We start from the raw sequence: 21,256 nt of genomic DNA on the forward strand, positions 1-21,256 counted from the left end.
CAATATATTATATATTTCTAAGTAAGAAAAGAAGCATAAAAGCAAAAAAGTGTGATATAATTTGTCGATGAAAGATGATATTTCACTACTAAAGCAACAAAGTTTCTTAACAGGAAGGAATGTGAAAGAATGAGTAACGGAATTTTCAAAATCCCAACACCTACAAATGAGCCTGGCAATACATATGCTCCAGGTACAAAGGAAAGGGAAACATTAAAGGCAGAATTAAAACGCCAATCTGATATTGTTGTGGATATCCCTGTAATTATTAATGGCGAAGATATAAAGACAGATACAGTGAAGCAAGTAGTTATGCCGCATGATCATCAACATGTTCTAGCAAACTACTCACAAGCTGGAGAAAAAGAATTACGTGATGCTGTAGAAGCGGCAATGGCTGCAAAAGAAGCATGGGCAAATATGCCATGGGAACACCGCGCAGCTATTTTCTTAAAAGCTGCTGACTTAATCTCTGGTCCATACCGTGACCTAATGAATGCTGCTACGATGCTAGGACAATCTAAAACAGCTATTCAAGCTGAAATTGATTCTGCTCAAGAGTTAATCGATTTCTTGCGTTTTGGCGTTGATTATGCTAACCAAATCTATCAAATTCAACCGTCAAGCATGAAAAATGTTTGGAACCGTACAGACTACCGTCCATTAGATGGTTTCGTACTAGCCATTTCTCCATTTAACTTCTCAGCAATCGGCGGGAACTTACCAGCAGCTCCTGCAATGATGGGGAACGTAGTTGTTTGGAAACCAGCAACAACTTCTTTATTAGCAAACTACTACTTTATGCGTATTCTAGAAGAAGCAGGATTACCAAAAGGCGTAATCAACTTCGTACCTTCTCGTGGTTCACAAGTATCAGAAGTCGTATTAACAGACTCTCGTATGGCTGGCTTCCACTTTACTGGATCAACAAGCACGTTCCAGACAATTTGGAAAACAGTTGGAGAAAACATTGCAAACTATCAATCTTATCCTCGTCTAATTGGGGAAACAGGCGGTAAAGACTTTGTTTTCGCTCACGAAAGTGCACAAGCAGACAAAGTGGTAGCTAGCCTTGCTCGTGGAGCATTTGAATACCAAGGTCAAAAATGTTCTGCAGCTTCTCGCGCTTACATTCCAGCTAGCATGTGGGAAGAAGTAAAAGCAGGTTTAGTAGAAGAAGTTTCAAAACTTAAAGTTGGGGATGTTCGTGACTTCCGTAACTTCATGGGTGCAGTGATTGATAAACCAGCATTTGATTCCATCACAAGCTACATCGAATATGCAAAAGGTTCAGATGAGGCAGAAATTATTGCTGGTGGTACGTATGATGATTCTGTTGGTTATTTCGTTCAACCGACAATCATTGTGACAACAAATCCAAACTTCAAAACAATGAAGGAAGAAATTTTTGGACCAGTCTTAACGATCTATGTATACGAAAATGAGCAATTAGAAGAAACATTACATGCTGTTGATACAGCTTCTATGTACGCTTTGACAGGTTCAATCTTTGCGCAAGATCGCCAAGCAATTCAGTACTTAGAAAACCGCTTATCTGGCGCAGCTGGTAACTTCTATATCAATGACAAGCCAACTGGTGCGATGATTAACCAACAACCATTTGGTGGTTCTCGCGGATCTGGTACGAACGATAAAGCAGGTTCTGTATTCAACATGATTCGTTGGACGAGCCCTCGTGTTATCAAAGAAAACTTTGCACCAACTACAGATGTTGCTTATCCATTTATGGATGAAGAATAATCTAAAATGTAAAAAGAGGCTGAGACATTTTGTCTCAGCCTCTTTTTTGTGCAATTTACTTGTATCTTGGTCAAAGAACGACTGCTCCCTGTGATCGTTGGCCAAACTGATAATAAGTTTCTCCAGCTGTGGTGTTCTGATCATCTCGCTCCTCGCCAAGCTTTGCGCCTCGAAGGACAAATATTTTCAATCAGCCTCAAACATTGAAACTAAACTTATCTGCACTCTCAAAGACCCTTATCTAATATACTTAGACAAGGGTCTTTTTTTAATATAGCCGCAATAAGTTATTTCTTTTCTTTAATGTCTTTGCCGTTGTTTCCGAGGGAAGGGAGACCGGATAGATAACCGGCATTCCCTGGGCTTTGAGAACCAGCCATTAAATACGTAAAGCCGTTTAGGTTATCAATGGCTTGAATTCCTGTAACTTCGCCGCCATCAGCAGCTGATAGAATTCGAGAAAGCTTCTTTGTATCAATATTGTAGGCCCAGCCAAAGTTGTTGACGTGATTACCGCTATCCTCTGCAATAAATAAAGTTCTCATTTTTTCAGAGTAGGTAATGTTATCTGGGTTTGCAATTTTATCTACATTCGCTTTGTTTCCCTCTGAATCTTTCTTCGGAAGGTCTTCTCCCATTAGTAGGCCGCTAATTTCATTGGCTACATATTTACTCTTAATTTTGTTTCCATCACTATCTGTTTGATTTTCGGCTAAGTTCATCTCATAGATTCCACCCGCATTGATTTTAGGAACGTGTATATCATCTGTAGGATCAGTAGGATTAGCTGTCATGCCGCCACTGATTGTGGACATGGTCATATACATCTTATTATCAGCTTTATTCATTTCTAGTGTTTCCATCTTATTAAATTCAGCAGTGGCTCCTTTAAGCGCACCATAACGGCGGGATTCTAAGAAGGCAGCAGCTTTTTCCATGCCTGGCTTTACTTTCAGCCATTCATCTCTTCCGCCTGCTTTTGTTCTTGTGAATCCATTTGCTTTTGCGTATTCTGCATCTGTAGTCGTTTCAAAAATATCGCTGAATGTAGTATTTTGAGCTAATTCTTTAATTTCTTCATCTGTTGCGTGGCCTAATTTAATCCATTCTAAATTAGCAGAACCGCCATTTTCTTCGCCCGTTTGATGCCATTTTGCTGCATATAGCGTTCCTGCTGATAAATCCTTAGATTTATCGGCGATATACATAAATGCCATTGTATAGCTGCCGTCATCACCAAAATAAACAGTACGATTATCCGGTGCTACTTTTACATTTTCAATGGAAAGACGTCCCATGCTATAGTGTTTCACTGCAGTAGCCTGTCCTTTTTCGTCAATAGACACTTCTGGAACATAGCCATAAAGATAAGGATTACCAATCACTGTCTGATCTTGATAGTAATTACGGGCAAACTGAGTAACTGAAGAGTTTTCAGGGTTTGCTTCATGAGCTCTTGCATCTGGCTCGTATTCTTCACTTCCTAAATGTGTATTCCATGGAGATAAAGAACCCGCGCAAGGAGTCCAAATTCCGCCGTAAGCTGAAAAATCAATCGGAGTTATATCTGTTACCGTTAATTCTCCGGTTTCTTTATTTTGTTCAACAGTATTTAGCATCATCGCTTCTGGCATGTTTCCTATCTCATTAGATGGAATACTTTCATAATGATTCACCATGTACAATTTTCCGTTCACTTTTAAGAGAGTGTTACTATCTGGAGAAGAAGAAAGATAAGGAGTTCCATCTGGCTTTGTCATCATCTTTCCATTTGCATCATAAGTTGCACCGGCAATTTTTCCGTTAATTTCTTTGCCAGGTGTAAACAAGGATTTATACTCTAGTGGCAAGGTTTGTTGAGTGCCGTTTTTGTATGTAACCTTAACAGATGCTTCACTATACATTTTAGAACGTTCTTCGTCTGTGTCAGGCGCAGCCATCCCGATAAATTCCACTTTCTCTACTGGTATGTTTTTGTTAGGATCAGCTAATACATTGGAAGCTGTTGGGAATAAAACGGCCAAACTTAATAATGGGGCAATATATTTTGCTTTTTTCATTTTCATACCTCCGATTTTTATCGAACTTTTGAATTCCTATCAAATTATAGTAAAGGAATGTAAAGTAAACATGCTAAAAATGTGAATATTACATAATCATGCGAAAATGAGAAAAAAGTTTGGTTTTATTAGAGAAAGGCCTGCTATATTTTATAATTTTTAAAAAATAAAGGGAGTTTGGTGCTAAATTATTTAGATGGAGTAAGATCTATCAGATGAAAATGATGAATTTATGTAAAGACACTTTTAATAAATATTTACAAATTTAATATTAGCTTAGTCTTTTAAGTAATAGGTTTTTATACATTTCAAAGTAACTGGGCACCATAATGTAATCTTCCCTCTAAAACCTTAAGGTACAAGGGTTTAGAGTAAAAAGCTGCCAGAGGGAGATTTTAATGGAGATTTCCCATAAGCTCACTGAACCTTTTAGCAGCCTCTTTTTTATTTTTTTGTGTAGCGTAAAGCGCACAGATAAATGTGTCGAAAATGTTAAAACTATTATTAACAAGGTACAAAAAACCCTTGCTTTATAGAAAATTTTTTTGATATTATTTTAAACAAACCGGTCGGTATGGTGGAGGTGTACTACGGAAATGGATACGAAATCGCAAATAATCAGCACTGCGACGGCTCTTTTCCAGCAAAAAGGATACAAGGGTGTAGGGCTAAGCGAAATTTTAAAAGCATGTGGGATTACGAAAGGTTCGCTTTATCATCATTTTCCTAATGGAAAGGAAGAATTACTGATCGCTTGTCTTCAGTTGCTAAACGAAGCTATTACGACGGACATTGAGGATATTTTTGAACGGCATTCAACGGCTGAGGAAGCTACAGAGGCCATGATTGAAAAATTAATAGCGGACTTTGAACGAGAGGGAACGGTGACGGGTTATACGTTTAGCAGCATGGTGAGCGAAATGGCGTCACTTAGTGAACCCGTTCGCCAAGCTTGCTCTTTCTTGTATACAAAGATTCAAGGGATTTATGCGGATAAATTAGCGGCAGATGGTTTTTCAAAAGAAAAGGCTGATTCAATAGCTTTGATGATGACGGCTTCAATTGAGGGTGGTATTATGCTTTGTTTAACACAAAAGGCGAGTGATCCATTAAAAGTGATTTCAGGAGTATTATCCAATCTATTGAAGGAGCATTAATGAATGAATCAACAAGCCAAAATAGTTTCAATCGTCAATGAACCAATCAAAACAGGCCCAATCATGGCCGCTCTTTTAGTGGCCGGATTTGTAGGGCTTTTCAGTGAAACGGCCTTAAATATTGCTTTAGGAGAGCTAAGCCACATTTTCAATGTCAATGCAACAACGGTCCAGTGGCTGGCAACAGGCTACTTTTTAACATTAGGTATTTTAGTGCCTGTCACGGGTATATTGATGCAAAAATTCACAACACGTCAAATGTTTATGACATCGATCTTATTATTTATCGGTGGTACTGTTTTAGCGGCAGCAGCGCCTGCATTTGGCGTTTTATTAGCAGGGCGTATTATTCAAGCAGCGGGATTAGCGATCAATTTACCTTTAACACAAAATGTTATTTTTACAATCTTTCCTCCGAATAAACGAGGCGGCGCCATGGGGGTGATGGGCTTAGTCATGTTAGCCGGCCCTGCACTAGGCCCAACATTAGCAGGACTCATTCTAGATACGTTATCGTGGCATTGGATTTTTTGGGTAACGATCCCATTCTTGCTGTTTTCTCTTATTTTCGGATTCATTTATTTGCCGAATGTAAATGAGGTACGCAAGGTTTCGATTGATGCTGTATCCGTTATTCTTTCAACCATTGGATTTGGCGGTGTCGTATACGGATTCAGTGTATCGGGTGACGCTGGGTGGACAAGTTCCACGGTTCTTGGAACGATTATCGCTGGGGTGATGGCCCTTATTATTTTTGCGGTTCGTCAAACGAAAATGGAAACGCCTATGCTAAATTTAAAGGCATTTACGTATCCGCTTTTCGTTCTCGGGATCTTTATGAGTTTTATTACGTTTTTCAATATGCTGTCCATGCTTGTCGTTTTACCGATGTACATGCAAATGGCTCTATTGATTGCGGCGTTTACAACAGGGCTGATCTTGCTTCCAGGCAGCTTGCTTAACTGTGTGTTAGCTCCGATGATTGGCCGTTTGTTTGACAAATATGGACCGAGAGCAGTGATTACACCGGGCACGATTTTAGTCGCCATTAGTTATGCCGTCTATTCACAACTTGGCACAGATACCGCTTTATGGATGATTGTGTTAACGCATATTGTGATGATGTTAGGAATTGGAGCGGTGCTTGCTTCTGTACAAACCAATACGCTTAATTCTCTTCCTAAACAGTATTATCCGGACGGAATAGCGTTAACACAGACGCTCCAACAAGTATCTGGCGCGATTGGGATTGCGGTCATGGTGTCGATCTTATCTGCAAAACAAGCGGGTTATTTAGCAGATGTGGCAAATGAACCGGCACAGGCAGCCGCAACAGGATCATCACTCGTCTTTAAAATTAGTTTATTATTAGCCGTAATCAATGTTGTGCTGTCTTTATTTATCAAAAAGCCGGATCATTCGATTAGCCACAAACATGTAAAAGCCAGCTAGCAGCGAAAAGGAAAATAGAACTGGATTGTATTAGCCTTTGTTCAAGATAAATGGTTTGTTTCTATTAAAATTAGCATGGTCAGGGAGCTTTTGACTAAGTAGCTTCAAGCTAATGGGGTTCATTAAGTTAATAATTTTGGTAGAGGAGCAAATGAAATGTTTCATATTGGGGATTTAGTGGTTTATTCAGCGCATGGTGTCTGTCAAATAGATGAAATAGGGGAGAAAGCTTATTTTGGGGCTCCCAGAGAGTATTACACATTACATCCTCTTGAAAATAACAAATTAACTATTAGTGTGCCGGTAGATCATGAGGAGGGTGCGATACTTAGAATAATAGATCGCAACAAAGCAGAAGAAATTTTGCATTCTTTTACATTGCCTGGTATGGAATGGATTGAAAAAGGACACGACCGTGCCAGAATATATTCGACTATTGTAAAGACAGGAAATCGAAACGACATTGCTAAAATAGTAAATACGTTAATGAGGAAAAAGGATGAAGCTGAACGTGACGAAAAGAAACTAGGCGAATTTGAACGTCAGCTTCTACACTCCGTTCAAAAAACATTGTTCACCGAGATAGCGATCTCCTTGCAGACTACTTACGATGCCATCTATGACGAGGCTGCGAGATTAGTAAAATTGAATCACTAGCCTCTGGCATAAAGGAAGTTATATAGGAATTTATCCTTAAAATTGCTTGCTTTTCCTAAATAATACAGTGAAAAGATTGCATGTTTGGATGGTCATTGAAATACTATAAGCAGACTATGAATGGGAGAATAGGAGAGGTGAACATGAAAAATCGTTTTTATCTATCCATCGTCATGGTAGTTCTACTGCTTTTCGGCGGTGGCGGAATCGCTTCAGCGGCTACTGTTACGTATGATCCATCACTTGTTCATAAGACTGGGAAGATGGCTTATGAGCATACGAAATATTTAACTTACGAAGTTGGCAGCCGTGTAGCTGGAACAGCAAAAGAAGTGGAGGCACGAGATTACGTTGAAAGCCAATTGAAAAGAATGGGGTACACGACGAAGGTCCAGCCATTTTCTTATACGAGAGGCGGGATTAAGTATCACTCAGCGAACGTTATCGCTTATAAAAAAGGGAAATCCAGCAAAGAACTCATTGTAGGGGCCCATTATGACTCAGTCGCAAAGGGAAAAGGTTCCGATGACAATGCCTCCGGTGTCGGAGTCATGCTGGAAACAGCGGAAGTGTTAAAAAACATTAAGACGCCTTATTCTGTGAAGTTCATTGCCTTTGGTGCAGAAGAGGTGGGGTTACGAGGCTCAACGCATTACGCTGGCCAAATGACCAAACAGGAGATTCAGAATACAGTTGGAATGATCAATCTGGATAGCTTAGCTGTTGGTGACAACATGTATGTCTATGGCAGCCTAGGAGACAAAGGGTTTATCCGCGATCAAGCTCTTAAAATTGCTGAAAAGAAGAAGTTAAATATTGGTACGAATCCTGGCATCAACCCGGATTATCCAGCAGGAACGACGGGGGATTGGAGTGACCATGCACCTTTCAGCAAGCTTGGAATTCCCTATGCTTATTTTGAAGCAACAAACTGGAAGATCGGGGACATGGACGGCTACACGCAAACGGTAAAGCACGGTGAGGTATGGCATACCCAAAATGATACGATCGATTTCATTGAAAGAGAGTTTCCTGGAAGGGTGGAAGAGCACCTGGAGACCTTCAGCCAGACTTTGACCGAGCTTGTAAAATTTTTCGGCGAGACGAGTACTGCCAAGTAAATAGAAAGTAATGATAAAGCTAAGGGAGCATAGGCTGCATCCCTTGGCTTTTTTGTTCTCTTTATAAGAAGAGATGGTTTCGGCCCTGATTTCCTATCAGTCCCTTGTCCTTTTAATTTATTAAACTAAAAATAACCTTCTGTCAGTTTCCTTATTTTTGATGTTTACTTCTCTAGTAGGCGGTCTAAAGGGTTAGCAAATACAGCGTGAGGAGGCTGCAGAATGCGGGAAGAACATGTCGTTAAACAAATAGTGAATGAAATGGAGAAATAAGAACAACAGAAAGGGGGGGCGAAGGGGCTCTAGTCGGACAACTTTCACCAATTGAATTGACTCGACTATCAGGACAAGCTTCTCAGAGCTAATGAATGGTACAGCCTATTTATTAGCTTGGCCATGTTCATTTTTTAGCTGCAGCCATCTTTATAAAAGAGAAAAGGGGATAAAATATGGGACTTGGAATGATGTTAATTAAACTAGCCAGTGGTTTTGTGGCCCTTGTAATTTGTATGAAATGGACAGGTACAAAAGGCATTTCTAATTTGACACCAATTGATTTTATCTGGAGCATTATGCTTTCAGAAATCTTTGGAAACGGACTTTATGATCCGCAAGTAAAATGGTACGTTGTATTGATCATGCTTCTAGTCTGGTGCGCTATCAAATTATTGTTTGATAAAATTATGTTTCATACAGATAAAGTGGAAATTCTTATATCTGGAGAGGAAGTTTTGATTATCCGCGACAGCAAGCCTGATCACAAGATGCTTAAAAAGCATTATCTCGATCTAAGAGATCTAAAGGAAGCCTTGAGAAAGCAAAGCATCTTTTCAATAGATGAGGTTGAGCATGCGTATTTAGAGAAGGACGGAAGTGTGACGGTCAAAAAGAAAGCGGCGTTTGAACCCGTTACAAAGGGGGATCTAAATATAAAAGTGTAGAATGTGGCTGCCTGATTGACATAGTTTAAGAGATGAAAGAAAGGATAAAAGCCTAAGACGAAAGAAAATATGCATTTGCAAGGAGGCGTTCTTCATGACTAACCATAACAACAATGACAAAAGCAAGATGACGGTAGAAGAGGCTGGACGCAAAGGCGGAGAGACTACAGCCCGCAAACATGGCAAGGAGTTTTATCAGGAAATCGGAGAAAAAGGCGGAGAAGCACGCGCTGAACAGCGTGACAACGACAAATAAAAGGCAGGGCTGTCTCGCTAGTCAATGAAAAATGACTTTAGGGACAGCCCTTTAGTTTGTTTTGAAGAGGGATAAGACTTAACAGTCCTTTACAACCTCAATAAAATGAGAAACATGAGGCAGCACGTCTATTTCATTTTTTCTCGTACAGACATAGGTAGGGCGTTTGATCTCAATATCCTCCACATAGACCTGCGCTACCTGTTTCCGGTATAGATAGTCTTCTATCGCTACGACCGGCGCCAGCATGGCTCCAAAGCCCGCAGCAACGGTTCGGATCGATTCATTAAGTCCGTATAATTGCATGCCAATCTTTGGCGGGGGCGTTTTATGGAGGTTGCATAATGCCAGCAGTAAATCTTTCGTGGAGCTTCCTTTTTCCCGTAAAATAAAGGGTTCGTTCATGAGCTTCTCAAATGAGATCGTTTGTCCGGCAAGCGGATGATGAGAGGGAACGATAAAACAATATTCCAAATTCATAAGAAACTGATAGTGGAGATCAGGGTGGTGCCGATTTTCTTCGATTACAAAGGCGAGATCGGCTTTATAATGAAGAAGCTGTTCGATCACCTGTTGTGTGTTCTCTGTTTTGACATTAACGGTGACCGATGGATAGGTTTCTTTATACTGACACAACCATTTTGGCAGTAAAAAATTAGCTGGCACATAGGAGGCAGCAATATTTAAATCATCTGCGCCTGAGTTTTTCAACTGGGCAACCTTATTTTCGATGTCACGCTCCAAATCAAATAACCTCTGCGCTTGTTTATATAGAAACTCACCATTAGATGTAAGGGTAATCCCTCTTCCTTTTGATTCAGTTAAAGTAAACCCAACCTCTTTTTCTAAATTCCGGATTTGAATCGTAACGGCTGGCTGGCTAATTCTTAGGGCCTCTGCCGCTTTAGACACATTTTTTAATTCAGCTACCTTTGTAAAGAGGCGAAGTGCGTGTATATTCATCCTTAAACACCTACTCATAAAGTTTATTTATGAAATCATATAAATTATATATTATATTTATCAATTTTCCTCTTGTATTCTTTATATGGAAGAATAAAATGCCGCACTTAACGACAAGTGAATAATAGGGAGTTATCAAAATGAAAATTGTCACACCACAACCTTTTATGTATCAAGCAAAAAATAGAGCAGTCCTTTTGCTTCATGGTTTTACTGGCAGCACGATGGACGTTAAAATGCTAGGAAGGCATCTGCAAAAAAACGGTTATACGTGCTATGCCCCTTTATATAGAGGGCATGGAGCAAATCCCGATGAGTTCATCCAAATGGGGCCAGAAGATTGGTGGGGAGCCGCAGTTGCTGGGTATGCTCATCTTGCTTCAGAGGGTTATGAGGAGATTGCTGTCGCAGGCGTTTCTCTAGGGGGAACATTTGCTTTAAAATTAGCTTCTATTTTAAAAGTAAAAGCGGTTGTGTCCATGTGTGCCCCTGTTCTAGAACGAGACATCACAGACTTATATAGCCGTGTAGTTGATTATGCTAAAAGATACAAAAGGCTTGAAGGAAAAAGTGATGAACAAATACAAGCTGAAATAAAAGAATTCATTAAAAAGCCAATGGAGTCTTTGAAAGATTTACAGCAGCTGATTAGCGATACTGGGAATAACCTCAAGGCGATTGCTGCCCCAGCTTTTGTTTTGCAAGGAAGACTTGACCATACACTTTATAAAGAAAGTGCAGAGAGGATCTTCCATACCATTCGTTCAGAACCTAAGCAAATTCACTGGTATGAAGAGTCGGGTCACATTATTACGTTAGGGAATGAACGCAAACAAATTTACGAAGATATCCGTATGTTTCTAGATTCCCTTGAATGGAAAAGAAATAGGGAAGCTGATGATCACAATGATGAATGATAATAGCCATAAAGATTATATTCAACAAGGCACGCCAGCCTTTAAAAAAGCTAACTTTGCGTTGTTTGCGGCCGGGTTTATCACCTTTGCTAATCTCTATCTTACGCAGCCGCTTTTGCCGATCTTTACAAAAGAATTTAATGTCACGCCAACTATGGCCAGCTTGTCTTTGTCGCTTACTACGCTTTCACTGGCGTTTGGACTGCTTATTTTTGGCTCTCTTTCTGAGGCGTGGGGAAGAAAAAACATCATGTCCAGCTGTATTGTGATCGCGTCTATCTTGACGATAATAGTCGCATTCTCACCGTCTTTTCAACTTCTTCTCCTGCTGCGAATTGTACAAGGCTTTGCTTTTGCTGGAATTCCGTCTATTGCGATGGCTTATTTAGGAGAAGAAATAGAGGGAAGAAGTTTAGGTGTCGCTATGGGTCTTTATATTAGCGGAAATTCTATTGGGGGATTAGCGGGAAGAGTATTGATGGGAACGATGACAGATCTCTTTTCTTGGAAAGCCGGGATGATGTTTTTAGGTGGTATTAGTTTAATTGCTTGTCTTTATTTTATATGGGCTCTTCCGCCATCAAAGCATTTTGAATCACAGCCGCTAGCCTTGAAGCCTCTTTTCAAGTCGCTCGTGTCTCATCTAAAAGATTCCGTGTTAGTGTCATTATTTTTGATTGCTTTTTTCTTAATGGGCAGTTTCGTAACGATATTCAATTATCTTGGTTTTAAGTTAACTGAACCGCCTTATAATTTAAGTATGACGATTATCGGTTGGATTTTTCTCGTGTATTTAGTAGGCACCTTTAGCTCCACTTGGTTTGGGATATTGGCTGATAAGTATGGATGGTCTTTATTGTTAATGATAGGGGCCGTACTCATGCTGTTAGGCGTCTTATTGACCCTCCCGATCCCGATATTTTATAAGCTCGTTGGGATCGTGATTTTTACATTTGGGTTTTTCGGTGCCCATTCTGTCGCTAGCGGGTTAGTAAGCCGGCATGCCACACACGACATTGCTCAGGCCTCATCGCTTTATTTATTTGCCTATTATTTAGGGTCTAGCATTGGTGGAGCAACGGGCGGTGTATTTTGGTCGCACTCGGGCTGGCATGGGGTCGTCAGCTTTACTATAGTATTATTGCTAATATCGACTTTCTTAGTAATAAGAGTAAAAAAACTATCGAAGATTCCACAAAATATGATTTAACAGGCCGTGTCTAATAAGAATGAGAAAGAGCAACCTATCATTAGGATTGCTCTTTTTTGATTCCTTATGCTGTCAATTCTCAAATCTAATGAAGCACGTCCTGATTACGATCAATATACAAAGTGCCATCTTGTTGAACTTCTGCGTAAAAGACGTCAGAAATAGAGTGGATGCCAGCAGCTTGTAACTGCTGCTCTAACCAGTCCGTGTCCAAGTTTAGTTTTCTTAAATTGTCCCCATTTATTTTCCCATCAGAAATAACAGACATTGCAATAGGGAAGGCTTGAGAAGGAGCTGGTTGAACATTCATATCGCTCTTAGTTAACGGTTGGTTTGCTTCCTTCTTCATAGCCGAAAGACTGCCATCCGTTTCAAAGATGGCATAATCTACTTCAGCAACGGAAAAGATATTTTTCTTTCTTAATAAACCATTGAGAGAATCAATATCAAGACGGGCTTTACGGAGGGCGTCCTCCATGATTTGGCCTTTTCTAATCACAATAATGGGCTGTCCAACAATAAGAAGGCGGGCCTTTTCGGATTTTATATCTAAAAAACCAAGGAAAAGGGTGAAAGCACTCCAACCAATTAAGGCGATGAGCCCATTCCGAATGCCTAGTGTAGGATCAATGGCAAGAGAGGCCCCGATTGTGCCGATTGAAATAGCTGACACAAAATTAAAAAAGGTCATTTGTGAGATTTCTTTTCTCCCCATAATCCTCGTTAAACTTAATAAAGTAACAAAAGAAATAGCTAATCTAAGTATTAGTACTGCAACGGACAATTGTTATCCCCCTCGTATAGAAAATAGAGCTTCTTATCTTATTGTTTCGGATTTCTCAACTTTCATTCATCTGTGTCTATTAAAGAAAGAAAATAAAGAAATCGTAACTTGGGAACGATACAATTAGAAAACTTTTCGCTAAGAAGAGAGGGCCAAGCCAATATTTTAGATAATCTTTAGAGCATTAAAGGCTTCGGCTGCTTTCCGGGCGAAAGATAGGGGAGGTTCGACAGATTGGAAGTGAATATAGAGAATGTTTGGTTTCGCATAAAGCCAATGATTGTGCAAAGCACTGATGATGATTCCATTTTTGACGAGAATGCTTGTAAAGAGAGGAACTTCTTCTTCCAAAAGGACACATTCCCCCAGGTTAAGCGCGTTGCCATTACGATCTAACGATTCAAACATGATTTCTGCATGAAGCTCACCGCGGCTTGGGCGGCCTTGGATGGTAACATGGAGGTCACGATGAAGTTCTACAGAGCAAACACCATGTTCAATCGTTGGCTTTGTATGGAATAGTTGAGCGTACTGTTGACAAAGTGTGTTGAACGGAATCATAGGAAACCTCCTCATTCATTTTTTACAGTATATGTTCAAAAGAACCGCTTAGTGAGTTGTACGGTATTTGACTCTATTTGGGGTTGCTGTTGTTATCTTTCAAGCTTTCCTCGTAAAGCTCTAACAGTTTTTGGATCGTTTGTCCGTTGATTCTTTCCTTTCTTTTGACCATATCGTTAAAGTATGTTTTATCAGGAAGCTCCTCGAATAATGTTTGATCTGGCCCTCCTAATAGGTCGTTCGTGTTAACCTCAATGAGCCACAATCCTCCGCTGCGATCGACGCCGAAATCTATTCCGGCTTCTAGAAAAAAATAATGTTGATCTAATTGTTCGCAAATATGCATAGAAGCTGCGGCTAAATCTTGTGTAATTTTGGGGGCAAGGCCTTCAAATAATAAGGACAAAACATCAACGGTAGGCTTCACAGATCCGTTGCTTATAGCAACATTAGAGACAACAGAACCTGATCCTCCCATCCGAACCAAATCTCCTGAGTAGATCCATCCGTCTTCTAAATCGTGCTGCATATGTGTTCGGATATCGAAGGGACGGTTGTCGCAGGTGATTAAAGGAGCCTCCTGCTGGATAATACAGAGCTCATCACCATAGGATGACAATAATTCAGCAAACAAGTGGTCTAGAGCAATAAAGCTTTTCGGTGGCTGTCCTTGGAGTGTCCAAACGAGTTGCTGCTTCTGTTTCGTAACTTTACTAATGTTTTGTCCTCCCCATGAAGCGACGGGCTTAATAAAGACCGATTGGTAAAGGTTTATATACTTCTCTAGAGATGGCAAGGAAAACATATCGGTACGCGGTATAGTGAAATAAGGAACCGTCTTCTCATTCATCATTTGATGCATTTCCCACTTATTAAAAAACGCTCGGTCAGAATCAAATATTGGCGTCATCTTTCTTTATACCACCTTTGTATTTAGCTATTTTTAACGTGCACTTTTTCAACGGGTCTAGAGTCAATAAGCTTCAATCGAGTATGAGAGCGTTTATTACGTCTTTATAGAATTATGCAAAAATGAAAAAAGTGCATAGGCAGCGTTGTAGGGAGGTGGGAGGCCATTTCCTTTTTAGATGAAGTAGATGAGACTCGTCACCTTTGCCTTTAAATGCTAAAATACAAGACATAGAGATTTAGAGGCCGGGAGGTAAGGGAATGCAGGTTATTCGCACTCTGATTGTAGATGATCATGCGATCGTTAGAACTGGTGTAAAAATGCTTCTTGGAAAAAAGGAGCATATTGAAATCGTTGGTGAAGCGGCTGATGGACAGGAGGCGATTGAGAAGGCTTTGTCCCTTCAACCAGATCTCATTATTATGGATCTTAGCATGCCTCCTGGAAAAAACGGATTGGAAGCCACAAGGGAGTTAAAGAAATCCCTTCCCGAAACGCATGTGTTAATTCTTACGATGCATGATCATGAGAATGACTTATTTCGCGTCGTTCAGGCAGGAGCTTCAGGTTATATTTTAAAAAATGCGATTGATTCAGAATTACTTTCAGCTGTTGATGCTGTATTGAGGGGCCAGGTGTACTTATATCCTTCTGCAGCAAAGTCGTTAGTAGAAGACTTTCTAGAAGGTGTAAAGCGTGGGGAAGATCTTTCTAAATATAAGCTATTAAGCAATCGGGAAGAGGAGGTTCTCGTCTTCATTGCAAAAGGCTACAGCAATAAAGAAATTGCCGAGATTTTGCATATTAGCGTTAAGACGGTAGAAACTCATAAAAGTAAAATAATGGATAAGTTAGCCCTCCAAAAAAAGCATGAGCTCGTTGCTTATGCCATAAAAAAAGGGCTGCTCAGTTTAGAATAATCTAGTCATATATCATGTTAATAAAAAGGAAATATCAGGGGAATTCCTGATATTTTTTTATTTAGCCTATCCTTATAATAAAAATTAATAATCAGGGAGGGCTATTTATGTACAAAAATATATTAATATATACAGATAATGCTGAAGATGCACTGAATGCAGTGAAAAGCGTGACAAATGAGACACCCTGTCCTTCAATAGAAATGATCACTTTTCTTTATATATTTCCTGTTTCTCATCAGTTGGAAGAAATTATCCAGGAGGGGGTAAAGCTTGAAGAGAAGCTTTATGCTAATTCCTCTTTTGTTGAAGAAGCCTGCCGTTATTTAGACGAAATAGAGATCAAACACCAGAAGCTGGTTCGTATTGGAAACCCTTCTCAAGAAATAGCCTTAATTACTCAGTCTGACCGTTATGACTTATTGATTACAGCTAAAGCAGAAAGTGAAGAGACTTTAAAGTCTCTTGCCCGAAAAGCAAGATGTCCTGTGTTGATTTTAAATAAAAAATGAGAAGAGTAGCAGAAACTCTTCTCATCAAAGTTTTAATTGTTGTACAAAGCTGCGAATATCATTGAAATGCTGGATAAGCTGCTCGAAATTAGATAAGACTGCATCCCAATCTTCTATTTTGGCAGCTTGTTCTACAGCCTTGCTTAATTCGGTGAGCTTCTCTGCATAAATAACAGCGGCAGAGCCTTTAAGGCTATGCGCTATTTCTGCAGTTTCCTTTCCTAGTTTTTCCTCCATCGCCTGTTGCAGATTTTCTATAAAGTCAGGAGTCGTGGTGATAAACATATCTAGAAGCTCTTTCACCATACTTTCCTCCCCATAGCTTTCCAGAAGGCGGCTGATAGAAAGAGGGGGGCTCTCCTGAACGGTTTCCGTTTTCTGGCTGGCCGTCTCACCTGTGGGCATCCAGCGCTGCAGAACTTCCCGGAGCTTTTCGATATTAACCGGTTTGCTGATGTAATCATCCATATCCGCTTTTAAATACTTTTCTCGATCACTCTTCATCGCATTTGCAGTCATGGCGATAATAGGTATTCGCTTGTTCGGAAGTATGTTCTTTCGGATCGTTTTTGTAGCTTCGATTCCGTCCATCTCCGGCATTTGAATATCCATTAAAATTAAAGCATAGTCTCCTTCAGCTACTTTCTCAACCGCCTCCCGGCCATTTGTGACAATATCTGCTTTATACCCCAATTTTTCTAGCTGGAAGAAAGCGACCTTGCGATTCATTGGATTGTCTTCCACGAGGAGAATCGGATGGTCCTGATTTAGTACTTCGGATGGCATTACTTTGCTGTCAGAACCGTTTTTGTTTGTTTCCATTGCCTCTTCCGGTATAGGGCGGACTAAGTTCGCTATACAATCAAATAGCTGCGACTGCTTTACTGGCTTGGAAAGATAAGCATCATACTTAGAAGTGCTTAAATCACTCTTATTGTCGTTAAAATCCGTTATTAAAATGAGATGGAGCCGTGATAAATAAGGAGTCTGCTTCACGATTTGAGCAAATGTATCATGGTTCATGCCGGGATTGTCAAGGTGAACAATCGCAAGATCATAGGGCGTATTGTTAACAGCCTCTTTTTGCAATTCTGCCAATGCATCAATTCCATTTTCCGCACTTTTGTTGGTCATTCCCCATGAGCTAATGTACTTTTGTAAAATTTCACGTGCTCCTGGATCGTCGTCTACAATTAACACACGCAGGTTTTCAAGTGCCGTATCGATCATTCGTTTCTCAATTGCCTTAGACGATTCCGGAATGGGAAACGGAATATTAAACCAAAAGGTTGAACCGTTTCCTTTTTCGCTTTCCACACTGATTTCTCCAGCCATTAATTCTACAAGTCGTTTGGATATCGCCAATCCAAGGCCTGTACCGCCGAATTTGCGAGTGGTGGAGCCGTCTGATTGGATAAAAGGTTCAAATAAACGGGTTTGTTCACCGTCTGAAAGACCGATTCCTGTGTCAATAATGGCAAAGTGAATGACAGCTTTCCCATCGTCATCTATCTCCCTTAAAATGGCTCTGATCAGGACACTGCCTTTTTCGGTAAATTTAACGGCATTGTCAGATAGATTAAGAAGAACTTGACGCAGTCTTCCTGGATCCCCTATAAGCAAGCTTGGAATCGAAGGGTCGATATAGGTTAGAAGGGAGATCTCTTTATGGCGAGCCTTTGGCAATAGAATTTCGGCGATGCCTTCTACTAATGGAGTGGGGGAAAATGGTACTTGCTCGATGGTCATTTTTCCTGCTTCCATTTTAGAGTAATCAAGAATGTCATTAATAATCGTTAAGAGAGCGTGAGACGCTTCCCGGATGATGCTAATATATTCTCGTTGTTCATTATTAAGCGGGGTATCCACTAATACGTCGACCATTCCAATGATCCCGTTCATCGGTGTCCGAATTTCATGGCTCATGTTTGCAAGAAATTGCGATTTTAACTCCGAAGCCTCAAGGGCTTGATCACGAGCTAAGGCCAATGCCTCTTCCATTTTTTTTCGGTCTGTAATATCAATGCCGGACCCGACTACCTCATAAACAAGACCTTCTGCAAAAATGGGGGAAAGAGAGATGTAGAATACTTTTCCGGCAAACGACCATTCGTAGTTGACGTTCTCCCCTTCAAAAGCCTGTTTGTGATAGTCTTCTAACTCCATAGCTATATAGTCAGGAAAAATTTCAGCTGGCGTTTTGTTGAAAGTATTGGCAGTCGTTAAGCCAATTTCTTGCGCATTTTGCCCTTCAATAAACTGATAAACAATTTTTCCATTTTTATCTTTTCTTAATTTAAATATAAGGTTTTGAAGGTTCTTAACGGTGTGTTCAAAATTGTCTCGGAGTGCTTTTTCTAAAGCTGCTTCAGTTTCTTTTCGTTCTGTAATGTCTTTAACAATTCCTACAAAGTGTATTTCTTCCCCGATGAAAAACTTCGTAACCGCTAGATCCATAGGGAAAGTAGAGCCGTCTTTGCGTTTTCCGGTTACTTCACGTCCGATCCCGATGATTTTCGCTTCGCCGGTTTCTACGTAATTGTTGACATACGAATCGTGTTCGCTCCTATAGGGTTCGGGCATTAATGTATTCACTTTTTCTCCAATGACTTCTTCAGAAGGATATCCGAATATTTTTTCCGCCGCAGGATTGAATGATTCTATGATGCCTTGCCGATTAATGGTAATAATTCCATCCAACACATTGTCAATGACTAATTGGGCAACTTGTTCCCATTCAGCCCATCCATTCTTCTGTTTATGATTCATTGCCTTCTCCTTTAACTAGCAGTGCTTTTCAGTTATTTTACAAAAAAATAACAGGCCCTTCCACCAGTCTGTGTTGAAAAAGGGGGAATAAGGGTAAATAGTACCAAAAATAAGGGAATATCCTGATATCAGAAGAATGGTTTATTTTATATGATAGGAATTAAGAAAAACAAGATTTTACGGAGGGGATATCATGACAAAGTATCAAAACATTCTCGTGGCGGTTGACGGTTCAAAGGAAGCTCAGCGGGCATTAGTAAAAGCAGCAGATATGGCAGTTGGCAACAGTGCTCATTTAATTATTGCTCATGTGGTAGATGCGGCTCTGTATCTTCCAGTCGAGCAATATAAGGATGCCATTACGGCAGGGACAGAAAAATACGGCCGAGAGCTGCTCGAACGTTATGAAAAAGAAGCCAAACAATTTGGTGTAGAAAATGTAAGTACCGTTCTGAAAACAGGTTCTCCGAAGGCAGAAATTCCAGGGAAAATAGCAACGGAATATGAGGCAGATCTTATTGTGGTGGGGGCGACTGGTTTAAACGCAATTGAACGATTCTTTCTCGGCAGCGTGTCAGAAGCCATTATTCGCCATGCGCCATGTGATGTTTTAGTTATAAGAAGCGAACGATCATAAAGATCGATAAAAAAATAAGAGAAATTGTAAAATCAGGGAATATCCTGATACTCGAAGTACGTTCGGTTCTATATTATAGAAATCAAAGATAACCATTTTTTTCTGGAGGGGATATGTATGACACAGTACCAAAACATTCTCGTAGCCGTTGATGGATCAGAGGAAGCAAAAACAGCTTTAATTAAAGCAGCAAAGATTGCGGCTGAGGACAAGGCACAATTAATTATTGCCCATGTTATAGACATGCGCTATTTTGCCAGATTCCAATTATATGACCATTCTATTATCACACAAGCGAAAACGCACGGACAGGAGCTGCTTGAAGGCTATAAAGAGGAGGCCAAACAATTTGGTGTAGAAAAGGTTAGTACCGCTCTTGAATTTGGTTCCCCACGATCAGAAATACCAGGGACTATTGCAAAGAAACACGAAGCCGACTTAATTGTAGTAGGGGCAACTGGTTTAAATGCAATCGAAAGAGCGTTAATCGGCAGTGTATCAGAAGCTATTATTCGTCACGCGGCATGTGATATCCTCGTCGTCAGAAATCGTTAAGTTAAAGCGTCGTATACTGTAAAAAGGCTTTCTATTAGTTTACTGAACTGATAGAAAGCCTTTTATATTGCCCGAAATTATTCATTAGAGCATGAGCAGTTGTCCCGTGACCAGTCTTTCAACAAAATTTGGGGGGTAAAACATAATTTGATTCCTGACTAAATATGATGAGTAATAAAACTGTCATAACGGAGGTGAAATATGCAAAATCAACCACAGCTGCCTGGCCATGTCAGCATGGATCAATTTAATCAGATGTTAGTTTCACCTGAATCGTTCGCTGCAAAGCCCGAGTCTCTTACTGAACAAATGTTTGTTGAGCGTTCACTGACCGAGAATAGGTTTTGGCTCAGGATTATGAAGGAACACGCTTTATTTTTAGGTGAAGGGTTTAATCGGAAAGATACCCAGCTCATACAACAAACAGACAGATTTCATTACTATTTTGAGCAGCAGGAAAAAAAAGCGCATCAAGTACCGAATAATGTAACCTTAGTAAGAAAGTTAAATGAAGAAAGCATAGAATTGGTCCACGGTTTCCGGAACTTTAAAAGAAATCTATTAATTATGATCATAAATTGTAAAATAAGCGGATTTAATTTTCCTTTGCTTGTTGATCATATTGCAAGGGAAGCGGAATATTTTATGAGAACGTTAAAAAAGTTTAACAAGGGAATTTTAGAGCCTATCCAGGATGCCATAATTAATGAAAACGTATTTTGGCTGAAAATCATGATGGAACATTCACGTTTTATTGCTTCGTTACTGGATCAGTCAGAAAGGAATTTAGTGAATACAGCGAGAAAATTTGGCGATGATTTTGAGGTGCTTCTAAACCAAGCAAGAGATGTAGAATCAATGTTATATCATAAGCAGCCGACCTATCCGATTATCGGAAGGATGAATAAAGAAAGTGAAAGCGCTGCGACGGAACTGCGGGCATTTAAGAAAACTGGACTGGATCTTATTCGATCTTGCCAGATTCGCAATGTTATAAATCCTTTGTTAGCAGACCATGTTTTACGAGAAGCCGATCATTTCCTCTACATGATTCATGTTTTGGAAGAGAGATTAAATAAAAAAATGGCAGAACAGCGCTGACAACAGCTAACG

20 protein-coding genes are annotated in these 21,256 nt (G+C 40.0%); 14 read left to right on the plus strand and 6 right to left on the minus strand.

What is annotated here, in order from left to right:
* Positions 1-129: 129 nt before the first annotated feature.
* Positions 130-1,761: an L-glutamate gamma-semialdehyde dehydrogenase gene (gene pruA / locus AC623_RS01585; RefSeq protein ID WP_049659863.1), complete on the plus strand. Its 1,632-nt coding sequence runs from the start codon at positions 130-132 to the stop codon at positions 1,759-1,761.
* A 287-nt stretch (positions 1,762-2,048) separates the two neighbouring features.
* Here the strand turns inward: pruA and AC623_RS01590 are convergent, their stop codons facing one another.
* The gene (locus AC623_RS01590; protein WP_049659868.1) at positions 2,049-3,821 is read right to left on the minus strand and encodes a PhoX family protein; all 1,773 of its coding nucleotides are present in this window, start codon (positions 3,819-3,821) and stop codon (positions 2,049-2,051) included.
* A gap of 596 nt (positions 3,822-4,417) precedes the next feature.
* Here AC623_RS01590 and AC623_RS01595 point away from each other — a divergent pair.
* The 6 genes from AC623_RS01595 to AC623_RS20855 all read left to right on the plus strand — a co-directional run bounded on the left by AC623_RS01595 (position 4,418) and on the right by AC623_RS20855 (position 9,405).
* Entirely contained in the window at positions 4,418-4,978 is a 561-nt protein-coding gene (locus AC623_RS01595) for a TetR/AcrR family transcriptional regulator (RefSeq protein WP_049659870.1), read from the plus strand.
* Between the two features lie 3 nt (positions 4,979-4,981).
* Positions 4,982-6,430 (plus strand): DHA2 family efflux MFS transporter permease subunit, encoded by a 1,449-nt coding sequence (locus tag AC623_RS01600; RefSeq protein WP_049659873.1) that lies wholly within the window; start codon positions 4,982-4,984, stop codon positions 6,428-6,430.
* Between the two features lie 156 nt (positions 6,431-6,586).
* Complete coding sequence (locus AC623_RS01605; RefSeq protein ID WP_049659875.1) at positions 6,587-7,087, plus strand: CarD family transcriptional regulator; 501 nt, start codon at positions 6,587-6,589, stop codon at positions 7,085-7,087.
* 143 nt (positions 7,088-7,230) lie between these two features.
* Positions 7,231-8,208 (plus strand): M20/M25/M40 family metallo-hydrolase, encoded by a 978-nt coding sequence (locus AC623_RS01610; RefSeq protein WP_049659878.1) that lies wholly within the window; start codon positions 7,231-7,233, stop codon positions 8,206-8,208.
* A gap of 449 nt (positions 8,209-8,657) precedes the next feature.
* Positions 8,658-9,149, plus strand: coding sequence for a DUF421 domain-containing protein (locus tag AC623_RS01615; RefSeq protein WP_049659881.1), 492 nt, complete (start codon positions 8,658-8,660; stop codon positions 9,147-9,149).
* Between the two features lie 94 nt (positions 9,150-9,243).
* Positions 9,244-9,405: a KGG domain-containing protein gene (locus tag AC623_RS20855; protein ID WP_082174296.1), complete on the plus strand. Its 162-nt coding sequence runs from the start codon at positions 9,244-9,246 to the stop codon at positions 9,403-9,405.
* Between the two features lie 78 nt (positions 9,406-9,483).
* On the opposite strand, the gene AC623_RS01620 is transcribed toward AC623_RS20855, so the two are convergent.
* The gene (locus tag AC623_RS01620) at positions 9,484-10,368 is read right to left on the minus strand and encodes a LysR family transcriptional regulator (protein ID WP_049659884.1); all 885 of its coding nucleotides are present in this window, start codon (positions 10,366-10,368) and stop codon (positions 9,484-9,486) included.
* A 140-nt stretch (positions 10,369-10,508) separates the two neighbouring features.
* Here AC623_RS01620 and AC623_RS01625 point away from each other — a divergent pair, with 140 nt between their 5' ends.
* On the plus strand, positions 10,509-11,285 hold the full coding sequence (locus AC623_RS01625; protein WP_049659887.1) for an alpha/beta hydrolase: 777 nt from the start codon (positions 10,509-10,511) through the stop codon (positions 11,283-11,285).
* Positions 11,275-12,495: an MFS transporter gene (locus AC623_RS01630; protein ID WP_442853521.1), complete on the plus strand. Its 1,221-nt coding sequence runs from the start codon at positions 11,275-11,277 to the stop codon at positions 12,493-12,495. The genes AC623_RS01625 and AC623_RS01630 overlap by 11 nt, the downstream gene beginning before the upstream one ends.
* An 85-nt stretch (positions 12,496-12,580) precedes the next feature.
* Here the strand turns inward: AC623_RS01630 and AC623_RS01635 are convergent, their stop codons facing one another.
* The 3 genes from AC623_RS01635 to AC623_RS01645 form a co-directional block, all read right to left on the minus strand.
* The gene (locus AC623_RS01635; protein ID WP_049659891.1) at positions 12,581-13,279 is read right to left on the minus strand and encodes a YetF domain-containing protein; all 699 of its coding nucleotides are present in this window, start codon (positions 13,277-13,279) and stop codon (positions 12,581-12,583) included.
* 165 nt (positions 13,280-13,444) lie between these two features.
* Positions 13,445-13,840 carry a DUF1259 domain-containing protein gene (locus AC623_RS01640; RefSeq protein ID WP_049659893.1) on the minus strand — a complete coding sequence of 132 codons (396 nt, stop codon included), beginning with the start codon at positions 13,838-13,840 and terminating at the stop codon, positions 13,445-13,447.
* Between the two features lie 73 nt (positions 13,841-13,913).
* Positions 13,914-14,750, minus strand: a complete 837-nt coding sequence (locus AC623_RS01645) for a YheC/YheD family protein (RefSeq protein ID WP_049659895.1) — start codon at positions 14,748-14,750, stop codon at positions 13,914-13,916.
* Positions 14,751-15,010: 260 nt separating this feature from the next.
* Here AC623_RS01645 and AC623_RS01650 point away from each other — a divergent pair, with 260 nt between their 5' ends.
* Complete coding sequence (locus AC623_RS01650; RefSeq protein ID WP_049659896.1) at positions 15,011-15,670, plus strand: response regulator; 660 nt, start codon at positions 15,011-15,013, stop codon at positions 15,668-15,670.
* Between the two features lie 107 nt (positions 15,671-15,777).
* Positions 15,778-16,182 (plus strand): universal stress protein, encoded by a 405-nt coding sequence (locus AC623_RS01655; RefSeq protein ID WP_049659899.1) that lies wholly within the window; start codon positions 15,778-15,780, stop codon positions 16,180-16,182.
* A 24-nt stretch (positions 16,183-16,206) separates the two neighbouring features.
* On the opposite strand, the gene AC623_RS01660 is transcribed toward AC623_RS01655, so the two are convergent.
* Complete coding sequence (locus AC623_RS01660; protein ID WP_049659900.1) at positions 16,207-18,951, minus strand: hybrid sensor histidine kinase/response regulator; 2,745 nt, start codon at positions 18,949-18,951, stop codon at positions 16,207-16,209.
* A 193-nt stretch (positions 18,952-19,144) separates the two neighbouring features.
* Here AC623_RS01660 and AC623_RS01665 point away from each other — a divergent pair, with 193 nt between their 5' ends.
* The 3 genes from AC623_RS01665 (at position 19,145) to AC623_RS01675 (ending at position 21,244) form a co-directional block, all read left to right on the plus strand.
* Positions 19,145-19,588, plus strand: coding sequence for a universal stress protein (locus tag AC623_RS01665; RefSeq protein WP_049659902.1), 444 nt, complete (start codon positions 19,145-19,147; stop codon positions 19,586-19,588).
* Positions 19,589-19,705: 117 nt separating this feature from the next.
* Positions 19,706-20,143 (plus strand): universal stress protein, encoded by a 438-nt coding sequence (locus AC623_RS01670; RefSeq protein ID WP_049659904.1) that lies wholly within the window; start codon positions 19,706-19,708, stop codon positions 20,141-20,143.
* 201 nt (positions 20,144-20,344) lie between these two features.
* Entirely contained in the window at positions 20,345-21,244 is a 900-nt protein-coding gene (locus tag AC623_RS01675) for a DUF2935 domain-containing protein (RefSeq protein ID WP_049659906.1), read from the plus strand.
* The last annotated feature ends 12 nt before the right edge of the window (positions 21,245-21,256 follow it).

It is taken from the genome of Bacillus sp. FJAT-27231, from assembly GCF_001183975.1.
In the GTDB taxonomy this organism is placed as follows: Bacteria; Bacillota; Bacilli; order Bacillales; family Domibacillaceae; genus Pseudobacillus; species Pseudobacillus wudalianchiensis.

Excerpts from the sequence above, each read along its gene's own strand:
- AC623_RS01625 (WP_049659887.1), top strand. The coding sequence starts at position 10,509 with ATGAAAATTGTCACACCACAACCTTTTATGTATCAAGCAAAAAATAGA.
- AC623_RS01650 (WP_049659896.1), top strand. The coding sequence starts at position 15,011 with ATGCAGGTTATTCGCACTCTGATTGTAGATGATCATGCGATCGTTAGA.
- AC623_RS01595 (WP_049659870.1), top strand. The coding sequence starts at position 4,418 with ATGGATACGAAATCGCAAATAATCAGCACTGCGACGGCTCTTTTCCAG.
- AC623_RS01600 (WP_049659873.1), top strand. The coding sequence starts at position 4,982 with ATGAATCAACAAGCCAAAATAGTTTCAATCGTCAATGAACCAATCAAA.
- AC623_RS01630 (WP_442853521.1), top strand. The coding sequence starts at position 11,275 with ATGATGAATGATAATAGCCATAAAGATTATATTCAACAAGGCACGCCA.
- AC623_RS01675 (WP_049659906.1), top strand. The coding sequence starts at position 20,345 with ATGCAAAATCAACCACAGCTGCCTGGCCATGTCAGCATGGATCAATTT.
- AC623_RS01645 (WP_049659895.1), bottom strand. The coding sequence starts at position 14,750 with ATGACGCCAATATTTGATTCTGACCGAGCGTTTTTTAATAAGTGGGAA.
- AC623_RS01605 (WP_049659875.1), top strand. The coding sequence starts at position 6,587 with ATGTTTCATATTGGGGATTTAGTGGTTTATTCAGCGCATGGTGTCTGT.
- AC623_RS01610 (WP_049659878.1), top strand. The coding sequence starts at position 7,231 with ATGAAAAATCGTTTTTATCTATCCATCGTCATGGTAGTTCTACTGCTT.
- AC623_RS01640 (WP_049659893.1), bottom strand. The coding sequence starts at position 13,840 with ATGATTCCGTTCAACACACTTTGTCAACAGTACGCTCAACTATTCCAT.
- AC623_RS01620 (WP_049659884.1), bottom strand. The coding sequence starts at position 10,368 with ATGAATATACACGCACTTCGCCTCTTTACAAAGGTAGCTGAATTAAAA.
- AC623_RS01615 (WP_049659881.1), top strand. The coding sequence starts at position 8,658 with ATGGGACTTGGAATGATGTTAATTAAACTAGCCAGTGGTTTTGTGGCC.
- AC623_RS20855 (WP_082174296.1), top strand. The coding sequence starts at position 9,244 with ATGACTAACCATAACAACAATGACAAAAGCAAGATGACGGTAGAAGAG.
- AC623_RS01660 (WP_049659900.1), bottom strand. The coding sequence starts at position 18,951 with ATGAATCATAAACAGAAGAATGGATGGGCTGAATGGGAACAAGTTGCC.
- AC623_RS01670 (WP_049659904.1), top strand. The coding sequence starts at position 19,706 with ATGACACAGTACCAAAACATTCTCGTAGCCGTTGATGGATCAGAGGAA.
- AC623_RS01590 (WP_049659868.1), bottom strand. The coding sequence starts at position 3,821 with ATGAAAAAAGCAAAATATATTGCCCCATTATTAAGTTTGGCCGTTTTA.
- AC623_RS01665 (WP_049659902.1), top strand. The coding sequence starts at position 19,145 with ATGACAAAGTATCAAAACATTCTCGTGGCGGTTGACGGTTCAAAGGAA.
- pruA (WP_049659863.1), top strand. The coding sequence starts at position 130 with ATGAGTAACGGAATTTTCAAAATCCCAACACCTACAAATGAGCCTGGC.
- AC623_RS01655 (WP_049659899.1), top strand. The coding sequence starts at position 15,778 with ATGTACAAAAATATATTAATATATACAGATAATGCTGAAGATGCACTG.